The sequence below is a fragment of the Pseudomonas sp. TMW22091 genome (assembly GCF_022496705.1).
GTDB classification, from domain to species: domain Bacteria; phylum Pseudomonadota; class Gammaproteobacteria; order Pseudomonadales; family Pseudomonadaceae; genus Aquipseudomonas; species Aquipseudomonas saxonica.
Genome location: NZ_SCFI01000013.1, coordinates 108,629 through 122,688, shown reverse-complemented (window position 1 = coordinate 122,688; position 14,060 = coordinate 108,629). Strand labels below are relative to the sequence as shown.

Here is a 14,060-nt window from a genome sequence, read left to right as displayed (position 1 = left end):
CAGTAGGGACGCCATGAGCCTGAAGAAACGCTTTGCCGAAGAAATGCGCTACCTGCGCGAGTTGGGCCGCGAATTTGCCGAGGACAACCCGCAACTGGCGCAGTTTCTCGGCGACAAGGCCAATGATCCGGACGTTGAGCGCCTGCTGGAAGGCTTTGCCTTTCTCACTGCCAAGCTAAGCCTGAAGATCGACGATGACCTGTCGGAGCTGACCCGTCCGTTGCTGCACATGCTGTGGCCCAATTACTTGCGCCCGATACCCAGCGCAACCATCGTGCGCTTTGACCCGCTGCCGGATGCCATCAGCCAGCGCCAGGTGATTGGCAAAGGCACGCGTTTGTTTGCCAACCCCGTGGAGGGGGTTTCATGCGAGTTTCGCACCTGCACCGATGTCACGCTGTACCCCTTGCAGGTGCACCACGTCAGCGCTGAGCACAGCCGCGAAACCTCGGTGATGCGCGTCGACCTCAGGGTCTTGACCCAGCAACCGCTCAGCCGCCTGGATTGCGATCAGCTGGATTTCCATCTGGCCGGGGACACCACTACGGCGCAAACGCTGTACCTGTGGATCGCCCATTCCCTCAAAAGCCTGACCCTGTTCGTCAATGACATCCCCTATCAACTGAACCCCAAAGACCTCGCCTTTCCCGGATTCGCCCCGCAGGAAGCCCTGCTGCCCTACCCGCGCAATGCCTTCGATGGGTACCGGATCCTTCAGGAATACTTTGTATTCCCGCAACGTTTCCATTTCTTCAGCCTTACGCGGCTGGCCGATATCTGGCCTGACGTGAGCACCGACCAGCTTCGTTTCGAGTTTCATTTTTCGCGGCCCATGCCCGGCACTGTTCGCTTGCACACCAGCGACCTGCACCTGTTCTGCACACCCGCCGTCAACTTGTTCAGCCATGATGCCGAACCCATCGCGCTGGACGGCCGCCGCGAGGAACAACAGCTCAGACCCGTCGGGCAGCGTCCCGATGCCTATGAGATTTTCAGTGTCGACCGCGTTGCCAGTTGGGCCATGACCGACAAGGAGCGTAATGGTGAGCCACTGCGAAATTTCACGCCCTTTGAGTCTTTTCAGCACGAAATCGAGCATGCGATGGGGCGCACTGCGTTGTACTTTCGCACCCACATTGAAGACTCCCACGGCCGTGAAGGACTGCGGCACCGGATCGCGTTCATACGCGGCGACGAGCGTGAATACCTGGGCCGGTATGAAACCGCGTCCATCGAATTGACATGCAGCAACCGTGACCTGCCGCAGGCTTTGGGTGTGGGTGACGTGTCGCTGTCCACCGAAGCCACACCCTCCTTTGCCACCTACACCAATCTGATTGCGCCGACCCGCGCTTACCGCCCGGTGCTGGATGCCAGCCTGCACTGGACGCTGATTTCCAACCTGTCACTGAACTACCTGTCATTGCTGTCCGCCGAGCCGCTCAAAGCGGTGATTCGCGCCTATGACTTTGCCGCCTTGCACGACCTGCAACAGGCCCGCGCCACGCGCAAACGACTGGATGGCATCGGCGAGGCGCTGACCACGCCCATCGACTGGTTGATGCTGGGCCTGCCGGTGCGCGGCCTGCATACGCGCTTGAAACTGGATCAAAACGCGTTCCTCTGCGAGGGCGAGCTGTACCTGTTTGGCAGCGTGCTTTCACACTTTTTCGCCCTCTACGCCAGCCTCAATTCCTTCCACCAACTGGAAGTGATCAATACCACCAATAACGAGCGCTATGAATGGCCACTGTTGACCGGCAGACAACCCGTGATCTAGCCGACGTGCTGCTGGCCGACGCTCGGAACTACTCGTTCCACCGTTTGCTGGAGCATGTATACGCCCTGCACGGTGACGACCTGGAGGCCCGCCCGCTGAGCCCGGCCTGTCGCCGCCGGATTCGCCTGCAAAGCAGTGCGGCGCTGGGGTTTGCCGCGTCCGACCTGAGCCTGGCCGAGCGTCTGCCCGGCACAGCAGATGACGCTGACGACAGCCTGCGGTACCGCGTGCAGACCCACTTTTTGGGATTGCAGGGCGCTGATTCGCCCTTGCCCGCTTATTACCTGGATCGCATGGCCTACGAGCAGGCTCAGGGCCTTGGTATTCGTTCGCCGTTTCTGGATTTCTTCAATCACCGCCTGCTGACCTTGCTGCATCAGAGCTGGCGTAAATATCGCTACTACGTGCGTTTCCAGCCTGAAGCCCGCGACCATTTTTCGCGGTATGTGTTTTCCCTGATCGGCCTCAACGACAACGACCTGCGCGGCGCCACAGCGTTGCCTTGGGGAAGGCTGTTGAGCTTTGCCGGGCTGATCGCCAGCCGCAGCCGCTCGCCGTCCGTGGTTGCCGGCATTGTGGCGCACTGTTTTGACCTGAGCGGCGTGTACATCCGCGAATTCGAAGTGCGCTCGGTCAGCATACCCGGCCCCCAACGCCTGCAACTGGGGCAAGCGAATGGCGTGCTGGGCACAAACTTCGTGGTCGGCGACCGTGCCCGCACCCGTGCCAGCCACTTCACGCTGGTGATTCCCGACCTGCCTCAAGCCCGCTTCCGTGAATTTCTGCCCAGTGGCGAACAGTTCCCCCGCCTGCGTCAACTGATGGATTTTCTGGCCCGCGATGTGCCGACCTACACCCTCGAACTGGGCCTGCGCGAGCAAGACGTACCGCCGTTTAACCTGCGCCGCGCAGGCGGCACCCACTTGGGCTGGACCAGTTTTATAGAGTGCAAGGAACAGCGTCACCCCGCCGTGGTACGGATCAGGGGGCGCGCATGAACCTGACGCTGGTCATCAGCAATCCAGCGCAGCTGCTGCACGGCTGCCAGCCCACCCGGAGGTTTGATGCCCACGGCGGCAGCATCGGCAGCGTGGCGTGCGACTGGCTGCTTCGTGACCGCCGCCAGTGGGTTTACCCCCAGCATTGCCGGATTCACTGGCGGGGCACCCGCGCCTGCGTCACGGATCAATGCGGCCACACCTACGCCAACGGCCATGCCTTGCCCTTGGGCAGAGACACCACGATTCACCTCAACGAAGGGGACTTTTTAGACATCGGGGAGTATCGAATCGCCGTGCACCTGCATGCCCCTGCGCTCGATGACGGCGACGGGCGCCACCTGAGCCAGCGTTCACTCAATGAGCTGTTGACCGGTCGCCGGGACGAGCTGGAGGACTGGAACCAACAGGCGCGGCCCTTTAGCCCACCCGCCGCCCCTGCCCCCATGATCTGCCCAGAATTCGAACGCCTGAGTCGCCCCTTCGACGTGGCGCAGGAACAGGACCCGTTAAGGGCGCTGCAAGCGATTGCCCCTTCTTCCCTGCTTGAGCTTGCCTGCCGTGTTCAGGCCAGCACCCGCTCGCACAACAGCCGCGTGGCAGGCCACTTCAAGTTCGCCCTGCTCCTACTGGGCTGTCTGACTCTGGGCGGCTGTACCCTACTCGGCAAATTGGGCCAGGTCATCTGGAACCCTTCCATACCCGTGGGCGGGCCCGATGATCAGCCCAGCCAGTACTCGCTGAGCCTGTATGCCAGCCCTGACGTCAACCCGCGCATGACGCTGGCCGGGGCAGATCCAGCTGACCCGCCCATCATCCGTGAGCCTTACAGCGTCAACGTTCAAGCCGAGAGTGCTCAGGCGCTGACTGAAAAACTGCAATCGGTACTTGATCACCTCTACCCCACAGTTGCCGCTCAATCGCCGGTCACCGTCGAGCCTGAGCCATCGTTGCCGGTGTCCCCCGTTGAATTCTCACCCTTCGCCCATTACCAGGTGGCAGGTGTGAGCGTGTCCGCCCCCGAAAACACCCCGGCCCCGCGCGCTGTCGCCAGCCCGATTGCCTTCACGGTGCTGCAACTGAGCGACGACGGCCTGCTGCAAAACGCCACGCTGTCCGCCTTGCTGGATGACCTGAAAAAGACCTTGGGCAGCACCTTTATCGGCGCCGACGATTACCTGTTGCAACCGGGTCAATTCAAATTTATCGACCTCAAGGCCCTCGACCCGGACACCCGATTTATCGCGGTGATCGCCAACTATTACGACGCCGACAACGCCCAGTGGAAACAGACACTGCGGGTACAGCCGACAGGCCGTCATTACGCGCTGCTGATGCATCTGGACAGCGCACAGATAGAGCTCAAAGGGGAAACCCGATGACCCCTTGTTCACACCTTTTTATTGAGAGAGTCCACGGATGAGTTCACGCCACCCGGTCATCTGGCACGAGGGGTTATTTGTCAAACCCCAGCACTTCCAGCAACAGGCGCGCGCTGCAGAGGCCGCGGTACAGCATCGTCTGCACAGCCTCAACGACGCCCTCTATGGGTTCAGTGAGCTGCAACTGAACAGTGAGTATTTGAGCTTCGGCAAGGTGGCCCTGACCCGGGCGCGGGGCATCATGCCCGACGGCAGCGTGTTTGATATCCCCAATGATCTGGCGCCACCCGCACCGCTTGACCTGGACGCTCACAGCGCAGCCAATCAAATCGTCTACCTGACCTTGCCGCTCAAATCCGAAGACGTGCTGGAAATACGCTGGCCCGAGCATCACGCCAACAGCCGCTATGTGGCCCGACGCAATGACGTGCGCGACACCCACAGTGAAGACGGCGATGTGGTGAACATGAGCGTGGCGGTGCCCAACCTCAGCCTGATGCTCGAACGTGAAGATCGCAGTGCCTTTACCAGTATTGCGCTGGGCCGGATTGTCGACCGACGCCCGGATGGCAGCCTGGTGATGGACGAACATTTCTACCCCACCAGCGTGTCCTTAGAAGCCGTGCCCGTGTTGCAACGCTATCTGGGTGAAGTGACCGGGCAGTTGCGCGAACGGGCCAAAAATCTGGCTGCACGCATCGGGTCATCGGGGCAGTCAGGGGTGGCCGATGTCACTGATTTCAACCTGCTGCAAACCCTCAACCGGCTGTTCCCGCTGTTCCAGCACCTGGCGCGTCAACGTCATGTTCACCCTGAGCAGTTGTATATCGCCTTCGCCCAGGCGTGCGGTGAATTGGTGACCTTTACCGATGAGGGCCACCTGCCGCAAGAGTACCCGGCCTACCAGCACGACAATCTGCGTGAGTGCTTCAAACCGCTGGAGCACACCCTGCGCCGCGCACTGGGCACCGTGTTGCAACCACGCGCCGTGTCGCTGCCCATTGTCGATCAGCAATATGGCGTGCTCAGCGCACTGTTGGGCGACAAGCGACTGCTGGACACGGCAGACTTCATTCTCGCCGTGCGCGCCCGCCTGCCCCTGGAAACCTTGCGTGAACAGTTGCCCCGGCAAATCAAGATCAGCTCCACCGAAACCCTCTCTGAGTTGGTCAGCCTGCAATTGCCGGGCATCGCATTGATTCCGTTGCCCGTGGCACCGCGCCAGTTGCCCTTCCATGCAGGCTTCAGCTACTTCGAACTCGACCGTCAGCACCCTGTCTGGCAAAGCCTGAGTCAGGGCAGCGGGTTCGGCTTCCATATCGCAGGCGACTTCCCGGAGCTTGAGTTGCAGTTCTGGGCGATCCGGAGTGAACACCATGACTGAAGTCCAGCTCACTGCCCCGTTGTTGGCTGACACCGAATTCGACCTGCGCGGGCTGGCCTGGAATCCCTTGTGCGACCCGGCCATGCCCTTGATCGGGCTGGTAATCCGCCTGCGCAACCTGCATCAGCACGACGATGTCAGCGCGCTCTATCAGAGCGTGCACAACCAAATCACCACCATCCTGGAAGAGCTCAAACCGCTGGATTATGACCCCGGCGTCCTCAAGGCTTACTCGTACAGCTTGTGCCTTTTGCTGGATGAAGTGGTCATGAGCACCCCTTGGGGCCGGCACTCGCAATGGAGCCAGCGCTCTCTGCTCAGCGCCTTTCACCATGAAACCTGGGGCGGCGAAAAGTTTTTCACCCTGCTTACCCGCATGGCCACCGACGTTGCCCACTACCAGCATGTTTTGGAGTTCATGTACCTGTGCCTGTGTGCGGGCCTGAAAGGCAAATACGGCAATCAGGTCAGAGGCGACGAGGACATACAACGGGTGATCAGCCACCTGCACGGACTGCTGCGCCCGCTGCGGGGTGAAACGCCCACACAGCTGACCGAGCCATTGGCCCACGTCGCCCCAAGCAACTACCGAATCAAGCGCGCCTGGCCGTTGTGGACGCCGTGGGCCGTGGCTGGCGGGGTGTTGATCGTCGCGTACACGGTCTATGCCGTGCGCCTGCATGACGTCACCCGCCAAGTGCTGGTGTCGCTGGACCACCTGTTGACCCTGTAACCGATTTTCGGCGCGTTCGCAGTGAGCGCCCGAAGCCTGGCCCTGCGGGGCCGAAACCCACGCTGTCAGTACGACGGCGGCGACCCTTCGCGGCGTCGTTCAAATCATCGCGACAAGGAGCTTGTCATGCCAACACCCGCCTACATCAGCATCCACGGCCAAACCCAAGGCCATATCACCCAAGGCGCCTTCACCTCTGACTCGGTGGGCAACGTCTATGTGGAGGGCCACGAAGACGAAATCCTGGTACAGGAAGTGGACCATCAAATCACCACCCCAACCGACCCTCAAAGCGGCCAGCCCACTGGCCAGCGGGTACACAAACCGCTGATTTTCACCTGCGCCCTGAACAAAGCCTCACCCATGCTCTATCAGGCGCTGGCCACCGGGGAGATGTTGCCCACGGTTGAGGTCAAGTGGTTCCGCACCTCGGTCGATGGCAAGCAGGAGCACTTCTTCACCACCAAGCTCGAAGACGCCACCGTCGTCGACATCCATACCGTCTTGCCGCATGCCCAGGACAGCAGTAACGCCAACTACACCCAGTTGATCAAGACCAGCCTGGCATACCGCAAAGTCAGCTGGAGCCACGTAGTGGCGGGCACCGAAGCCTCTGACGACTGGCGCAAACCGGCTTAACCGACGCCAGCCCTGCCCGCTGCGGCCGGCAGTTTTTCATACCCGCTCCCAGCGGCCCGTTGTAATAACGGGTCGTACGGACAGCTGCGTTCAAGGAGTGCCCATGCCCCGTCAAAGCGAGCTGCGTTTTACCTTTGAACCCCTGCAAGGGGATGCCTTCGAGGTGGTCGAATTTACCCTCGAAGAAGGCCTCTCGCAGCCTTTCAAAATTCGCAGGGAGGATGAATGGAAGGCACCCCTGTGCACCACACCCAACATCGACAACCCGCTAATTGCCACCATGTTCGACCCGCAGGGCGACCACAGTGCTTGCTGGGTGCACTGACATGGCCGACAACGTCATCGCCCGTAAACAACACCAGTGGACCGTGGTCAGCCTCGTCCCGGACGTCTGCAAGACCCCAATGGGCGCCGCCATCCCGCCGGTGCCCTACCCCGTCACCGCCCAACTGAAAACCGCGACGGGCGTGGCCAAGTCCGTGCGCGTCAACGGCTACCCGGTGGTGGTCTACGACATGAGCCTGGTGCCGACCACACAGGGCGATCAGGCCGGTGCGGCCAAGGGCATTAAAAGCAACACCGTGGGCGGCAAATGCTACCCGTTGGAAAAGAGCAGCAGCGTGCAGGCCGAAGGCAAATTGATCGTGCGCCATGACGACAAATTCTGGATGAACGGGATTTAGCGCATGACAGAACCGCTTGAAATCAACATCAGCAAATCCTTCGTGGAGTATGGCGGCAAACAGTGGGCGACCTATGAAAGTGGCGGCGGCGTTACCGTGCAGATCTGGAAAGGTCAGCAACTGGAACAACAACAGAACCTGAGTTACGCCGACTACGCCCTATTCCGGGAAAAAGCCCCAGAGATTGGTCTGCGCGCCTACCCCGACCCGGCACTGAGGCCCAAAGGTGGCACCTCAGCCAATGGCAATACGCTGGGCCGAGTCGTGGGACAAACAGCCCCTACGGCCGTGCCTGCGCAACAGGGCAATCCGCCGATTGAGGTTGAATCCGAAGAAGAAGGCATCACCGGGGAACAGGTGTTGGATGGCATCCAGCTCGGCCTTGACGTGGTGGGGCTAATCCCCGTCGTCGGGGAAGTGGTGGATATTGCAAGCGCGGCGGTCAGTGTTGTGCGCGGAGATTATGTCGGGGCTGGCTTGTCTCTGTTATCGGCGATTCCGTTTTTGGGCTATGCGGGCACCGCTGGCAAGGCCGCCCGCTACGGTGCGAAGATGGCCGAGGCGTCGGGTAAGGCGGGTAAGGAGGCTGTCGATAAAGCCGCGAAAGAGGCCGCAGACAAGGCGGTAAAAGAGTCTGCGGAGAAGAAGGCTAGAGAAGAAGCGGCACGTAAGCAGAAGCAAGGAGCGAAGGTCAAACCCAAAAAATTGCCGAAGAAAAAGCCAGAGTGTTTCGAACCGAGGAACTCTAAAAAATATAAAAATATGAGTGAGGCCGAACAAAAGAAATACCTGCGCGAATATGCCCGACAACTCAAGCGTCAGGAAGATGCCATAAACAACATGTCGGCCAAAGACTTTGCCAATGCACGACGTAAATTCAATGAAACCAAAGAAAAATCGCCTAACAACGAAGGGAGAAATCCCAAGGCCGCCGCAGCTCAAGATGCGTATCGGAACGAGCGAGCTAGTGAGGTCAAAGACAGTATTTATGAAGGCTATCTAAGGAGGAATCCAAAAATAGATCCAAGGATTGCTGAATCAGACGCAGCCGCTCGCGCCAAGGGAATAATGGAATCTTTAGCCGCGCTGCACGAACCGGACATGGTCGCAGGGGGTTGGCATGAACCCAAACCAGCAGCCTTGGGTAATAAAGGCGTAAATAGCGCCATTGGCGGAAGCTGGAGTCAAAAAGGACGCGTAACATTATTGGACGATGCTGCCAAAAAAGCAGTCGCACGCGGTGACGCATCAGACATGATGAATGTGGAATTAACAATCTGCCCGCCTGGAAAAAAATAGGAAAATGACATGACGACAGACCCTCATTTTGAGTATTTCATCGAAAAATTTGGAGAGGCTACACACAGCCTGCCTGTTCCCAACTCCATCCTTGCACAATGGAAAGACAAGCTTCCTCCTATATTGCTCACTCTATGGAGTGAAGAGGGATGGGCAGGTTACGCAAACGGTCTTTTATGGTTGGTTAATCCCGATGATTTCGAGGACATCAAAGACGCTTGGCTTGAGGGGACACCGCTACCCTGTATAGATAACTTCCACGTCATTGCCCGCAGTGCGTTTGGAAGTCTCTATTTATGTGGCGAGAAAACAGGGAGAAGCGTGACGATTTCTTGTCCTCATAACGAAATACTTGCGCTGAAAAAAAAGTTAAAACCTAAACCCTTGCAAGAACAGGATTTTTCAATTCAATCGTTCTTTGGTTCTCGTGACCCTGAGGACTTTGATTTCAAAGACACCAAAGGAAAATTCCTATTTGATCGTGCCATGAAAAAATATGGCCCATTGGAAGCTGATGAAATGTACGGGTTCGAGCCTGCACTCGTCATGGGTGGGGACGCTACATTGGATAACCTTCAGCGCGTTAAGCTGGATCCGTACCTGCTTATCCTGCGTCAGTTTGACGATCCGAAACTTCCCTTTTCCAAGCTGGATTTCGACACTCTAATCAAATAAGGGAAAGGCTACAGTAAAGCTTTCTCAAAAAATCACTATCGAGGGCTGTATTCCGTCTGACTGAACTTCCAGCAGCAGAACGTATAACAGCTCCTCGACGTCGTATTTAAGGGTAAGTCCTGCACAAACGTGCGTCACTATCACAATGCACAGATAAGCGTTAATGCAGTCATTAAACCGTTGCGGGTGAGTAATATCAGTTCACTGAATTACGGCTCAATTGCAGGTGAAGTCAGACTCAACGAGCGCACCAGCAGCCTATGGATGCGCCGCTTTGATCTTCCTGAAGGCAGCCCGAAACTTCCTCCTACATCCCTTTACCGCTGTATATCAGCAGAGGAACAACAACGAATTAATACCGACAACAAGATTCTTGACGACATTTCAAACAAACCTCATGACGAAAAGTTTAAGTTTTAAACAGAGCTATCAATCCGATTAAACATAAAAATAGAAGATAACGCTTGGGGCTCACTCTCGCTAAACATCTTTTAGAGGACGTTTTATGCCTGCAATTGTAATGCTCGGCCACGACCACACGTGTCCGCGATGTGGCCCCACCACTGTTACCAGTGGTGCAGAAGCCTTCGCTATCAGTAACCGCGCCGTTGCCTGTGTCGGTGATTCCTTGGGCTGCGGCGCCACCATCACCAGCGGTTCAGTTTCGCTAACCATCGAACCACTGACCAAGGTGGATCTCTGGAAAACGGCGATGCCAGTTGGCTTGTCGATTAACGTTTGCACATAACAAGGACTACCCATGCCCCGTCAAAGCGATCTGCGTTTTACCTTTGAACCCCTGCAAGGGGATGCCTTCGAGGTGGTCGAATTTACCCTCGAAGAAGGCCTCTCGCAGCCTTTCACATTGAGCCTGGAATTGGCCAGCCATGACCCGGCGGTGGACTTCAACCGCGTGCTCGACCTGGCGGCGCTGTTCACCCTGTGGCGCGGCGACACGCCGGTGCGCCATGTGCACGGTCTGGTCAGCCTGTTCACGCAGGGCGACACCGGCTTTCGCCGCACCCGTTACCGCGCCGTGGTCGAGCCCGCCCTTGCCCGTGCGGGATTGCGCTCGAACTGGCGCATCTTTCAGCAAAAAACCGTGCCTGAAATCATCACCGCAGTGCTCGCCCAGCAATCATCGAGCGACCTCAAAACCTTGCTGTGTTTCGATCATCACCCCCGTGAGTATTGCGTGCAGGCGGGTGAAACCGACATTGATTTCATCGCCCGCCTGGCCGCAGAAGAAGGCCTGATTTACACCTTTGAACACCGTCCTGACGGTCACACCCTGATCCTCACTGACCGTATCGGCGAACTGGGCACGCTCATGCCTGCCTCTGAGTGCTCGGTGCTCTACCAGCCCATGGGCGGTGGTGACAGCCCGCAACCGGCACTGCACCGCTTTAGCTACACCGAGCAGGTGCGCACGGCGCGTCAGGTGCAACGCGACTACACCTTCACGCACCCGCGCTACAACCAGCAGCACAGCGCCGATGGCGGCCTGAGCCTGAACAACCAGCACAAGGATTACGAGCGCTACGACTACCCCGGTCGCTACAAACGCGATGCGGTCGGCAAGCCGTTCACCCAGACCCGATTAAGTGCACTGCGCAGCGATGCGCGCACGGCGCACCTCGAAGGCGACGACGGGCGCCTGCAACCGGGGCTGGCCTTCGACCTCTGCGAACACCCGCGAGCCGACTTCAACGACCGTTGGCGCAGCATTGCCCTGGAACACAGCGGCAAGCAGCACAGCAGTTTGCTGGAAGACGCAGTGGGCAGCGAACACGGCACCGAGTATCACCTGCAGGCCAGCGCCATTCGCGGGGATGGCGACTGGAAAGCGCCCCTGTGCGCCAGACCCCGCATCGACGGCCCGCAAATTGCGACGGTGGTCGGCCCGCCGGGCGAAGAAATCTATTGCGATGAATGGGGCCGGGTCAAAGTCAGCTTTCCGTGGGACCGCGACAGCCCGCAAGACGACCACAGCTCATGCTGGATCCGCGTGGCCCAAGGCTGGGCGGGCACCTTGTGGGGCGCGATGGCCGTGCCCCGTGTGGGCCAGGAACTGATCATCAGCTACCTCGATGGCGACCCTGACCAGCCGATCGCCACCGGGCGCACCTACCGCGAAACCAACCTGCCGCCGTACGAACTGCCCAAGCACAAGACCCGCATGACCATCAAAAGCCGCACCCACAAGGGCAAGGGCTTTAACGAATTGCGCTTTGAGGATGAGCTGGGGCAGGAAGAGGTTTATATCCATGCCGAAAAAGACAAGAACGTTCATATCAAAAATGACAACACGACGTTTGTGGGCCATGACCGCAGCGAGCGGGTGGAGCACAACGAAACCATCTCCATCGGTGACCACCGCGTGGAGGACGTGGGTAAAAACGAAAACATCCAGATCGGCGCTAACCGCAGCGTCCACATCGGCGCCAACAAGACCGAAACCATCGTCCTGACCAAGGCTGAAACCATCGGGCTGGGCAAGGCGCTGAGCATCGGCGCTGGTTATCAAGTCAGTGTCGGCGCCGCCATGAACACCAGCGTGGGGCTGAGCCAGAGCGAACAGGTCGGTCTGCACAAATCCGTGGTGGTGGGCAAGCGTTTCACCATCGAGGCGGGTGATGAATTCAGCGTCGCGGTGGGCAAATCCAGCTTGACGCTGAAGTCCGACGGCACGGTGCTGATCAACGGCTGCACCTTCGATTTCAGTGCCAGCGGCCCGGTGCAAATCAACGGCAAAGACGTTGACATCAACTGAGGAGGCGTCATGCAATTTCGAAATCTGACGCCCTTCGATGCGTTGAGGTTTAGCGCCCTGGGTGTGGACGATCAGGAGTATCCGGTGCTGGCCATGAAGGTCGGCTACAGGTTGATGCCCATCGAGGGTCAGCCGGGCAGGTTCCGCGCCGAGGTGATGGACGACACGCCCGTGCCGTTGTGCATGGCCGACAGGTATTACGGCGAAGACGGTTCCTCCAGCGTCTGCGAAGAAAGCGACCTGGCGCCGTTCAAACCGCGCTGCGACGTGATTGTGGTCGGTCGCGCGTATGCGCCGCTGGGCTTTGCGGCCCCGTCGTGGCAAGCCGGCCTGCGCCTAAGCGTGCCCGTGGCGCCATTACAACTGGACGTGCCGCTGCCCGAGCCGCTAAGCCCCGGCGAACCATTGAACCAGTACCAGCTTCAGGACTGGCAAGCCCGACGCATGGCCGCAGCCCAAGCCCTGGCTAATGCACCGACCCGCCGCAATCTGCTGGACAAGCAGCTGCGCTTTACCGGGCCACGCCAGTTCAAACACAGCCTGTTCGGCGGCTGGCAACTGACCGAACCGCAGCCTGCGCTCAGCGTTCCGCTGCGTTGGGAATGTGCCTTCGGGGGCAGCAGCGTGGTGCGCAATCCCGAGCATTTGCTAAAGCCGGACATTCCCGAATACCTGCTCAACGAGGTCTGCTACAGCAACCCGCTGGGCTGTGGCTGGATCGAAAAACGTCAGGAGACCTTGGGCTATACACTGGATGCACCCCTGAGAGTGTTGCCCGCGCCGCAGATCGAAGCCATCGACACACCCGTCCTGCATCTGGACAAAGCCAAACATCCCGACGGGCAGCTCGACGCCACCGACATGCTGCGAGTTACCAGTACGTATAAGTATCAACCTGCCGGGTTTGGCGTGGTGGGTCGGGCCTGGGCGCCGCGTCTGGCGCTGGCAGGCACCTACGATGAGGCGTGGAAAACAGCGCGCTGGCCCGGTTTGCCACTGGATTTTGATTTCAGCTACTGGAACGGCGCGCCTGCCGATCAACAAATCGAATTCCCTCCACCCAACCTGCGCATCGAACTGTTCAACCTGACAGACCCGAGCCTCACCCCAGATGGGCAACTGTGTGTGGAAATGCCCGGCCATCGCCCGTTTGTCCTGCTGCGCCTGAACAACGGCGCCCTGCTACCACTCCCCCTGCTCACCGACACCCTGCGCATCGACACCGACGCCATGACCCTGGTGCTGACCCACCGCATCAGCCTGCCCGACGGGCTGGACATACGGGTGCTTGAAGCGCGCTTTGAGATCGACCCCACTGCACCACTGCTCAAGCGCACTTCGCAGGCGGTGCACTGACATGGCCGACAACGTCATCGCCCGCAAACAAGACCAGTGGACCGTGGTCAGCCTCGTCCCGGACGTCTGCAAAACGCCGATGGGCGCCGCCCTCCCGCCGGTGCCCTACCCCGTCACCGCCCAACTGAAAACCGCCACTGGCGTGGCCAAGTCTGTGCGCGTCAACGGCAACCCGGTGGTGGTCTACGACATGAGTCTGGTGCCGACCACACAGGGCGATCAGGCCGGTGCGGCCAAGGGCATCAAAAGCAACACCGTGGGCGGCAAATGCTACCCGCTGGAAAAAAGCAGCAGCGTAAGGGCCGAAGGCAAATTGATCGTGCGCCATGACGACAAGTGATGGATGAACGGGGTTTAG

The 14,060-nt window shown here is 59.2% G+C and carries 15 protein-coding genes; all 15 read left to right on the top strand.

All coding sequences use genetic code 11. The annotated features are described in order from the left end of the window. Positions 1–13: 13 nt before the first annotated feature. The 15 genes from tssF to EQV93_RS19920 all read left to right on the top strand — a co-directional run bounded on the left by tssF (position 14) and on the right by EQV93_RS19920 (position 14,042). The gene (tssF, locus tag EQV93_RS19990) at positions 14–1,780 is read left to right on the top strand and encodes a type VI secretion system baseplate subunit TssF (RefSeq protein WP_240892296.1); all 1,767 of its coding nucleotides are present in this window, start codon (positions 14–16) and stop codon (positions 1,778–1,780) included. Beyond that, positions 1,744–2,778 (top strand): type VI secretion system baseplate subunit TssG, encoded by a 1,035-nt coding sequence (gene tssG, locus EQV93_RS19985; protein WP_240892295.1) that lies wholly within the window; start codon positions 1,744–1,746, stop codon positions 2,776–2,778. The genes tssF and tssG overlap by 37 nt, the downstream gene beginning before the upstream one ends. Continuing rightward, complete coding sequence (gene tssJ / locus EQV93_RS19980; protein WP_240892294.1) at positions 2,775–4,160, top strand: type VI secretion system lipoprotein TssJ; 1,386 nt, start codon at positions 2,775–2,777, stop codon at positions 4,158–4,160. Before tssG ends, tssJ begins: the two co-directional genes overlap by 4 nt. Before the next feature lie 37 nt (positions 4,161–4,197). Continuing rightward, positions 4,198–5,544 carry a type VI secretion system baseplate subunit TssK gene (gene tssK, locus EQV93_RS19975; protein WP_240892293.1) on the top strand — a complete coding sequence of 449 codons (1,347 nt, stop codon included), beginning with the start codon at positions 4,198–4,200 and terminating at the stop codon, positions 5,542–5,544. Then, positions 5,537–6,277 (top strand): type IVB secretion system protein IcmH/DotU, encoded by a 741-nt coding sequence (icmH, locus tag EQV93_RS19970; RefSeq protein WP_122785566.1) that lies wholly within the window; start codon positions 5,537–5,539, stop codon positions 6,275–6,277. The genes tssK and icmH overlap by 8 nt, the downstream gene beginning before the upstream one ends. 126 nt (positions 6,278–6,403) lie before the next feature. After that, positions 6,404–6,916 carry an Hcp family type VI secretion system effector gene (locus tag EQV93_RS19965; RefSeq protein WP_122785567.1) on the top strand — a complete coding sequence of 171 codons (513 nt, stop codon included), beginning with the start codon at positions 6,404–6,406 and terminating at the stop codon, positions 6,914–6,916. A gap of 103 nt (positions 6,917–7,019) precedes the next feature. Continuing rightward, positions 7,020–7,241, top strand: a complete 222-nt coding sequence (locus EQV93_RS19960) for a hypothetical protein (protein WP_240892292.1) — start codon at positions 7,020–7,022, stop codon at positions 7,239–7,241. Further along, positions 7,222–7,599 (top strand): DUF4150 domain-containing protein, encoded by a 378-nt coding sequence (locus EQV93_RS19955; protein WP_240892291.1) that lies wholly within the window; start codon positions 7,222–7,224, stop codon positions 7,597–7,599. The genes EQV93_RS19960 and EQV93_RS19955 overlap by 20 nt, the downstream gene beginning before the upstream one ends. Positions 7,600–7,602: 3 nt before the next feature. After that, positions 7,603–8,898 (top strand): polymorphic toxin type 15 domain-containing protein, encoded by a 1,296-nt coding sequence (locus EQV93_RS19950; protein ID WP_240892290.1) that lies wholly within the window; start codon positions 7,603–7,605, stop codon positions 8,896–8,898. A gap of 9 nt (positions 8,899–8,907) precedes the next feature. Then, entirely contained in the window at positions 8,908–9,573 is a 666-nt protein-coding gene (locus EQV93_RS19945) for a GAD-like domain-containing protein (RefSeq protein ID WP_146387348.1), read from the top strand. A 129-nt stretch (positions 9,574–9,702) separates the two neighbouring features. Beyond that, positions 9,703–9,993, top strand: coding sequence for a DUF3396 domain-containing protein (locus EQV93_RS19940; RefSeq protein WP_146387346.1), 291 nt, complete (start codon positions 9,703–9,705; stop codon positions 9,991–9,993). A gap of 85 nt (positions 9,994–10,078) precedes the next feature. Next, a complete protein-coding gene (locus EQV93_RS19935) occupies positions 10,079–10,321 on the top strand; it encodes a PAAR domain-containing protein (RefSeq protein ID WP_240892289.1) in 243 nt (80 codons plus the stop codon). 12 nt (positions 10,322–10,333) lie between these two features. Then, positions 10,334–12,346 (top strand): type VI secretion system Vgr family protein, encoded by a 2,013-nt coding sequence (locus tag EQV93_RS19930; protein ID WP_240892288.1) that lies wholly within the window; start codon positions 10,334–10,336, stop codon positions 12,344–12,346. A 9-nt stretch (positions 12,347–12,355) separates the two neighbouring features. Further along, complete coding sequence (locus tag EQV93_RS19925) at positions 12,356–13,702, top strand: DUF2169 family type VI secretion system accessory protein (protein ID WP_240892287.1); 1,347 nt, start codon at positions 12,356–12,358, stop codon at positions 13,700–13,702. A gap of 1 nt (position 13,703) precedes the next feature. After that, positions 13,704–14,042, top strand: coding sequence for a DUF4150 domain-containing protein (locus EQV93_RS19920; protein ID WP_240892286.1), 339 nt, complete (start codon positions 13,704–13,706; stop codon positions 14,040–14,042). The last annotated feature ends 18 nt before the right edge of the window (positions 14,043–14,060 follow it).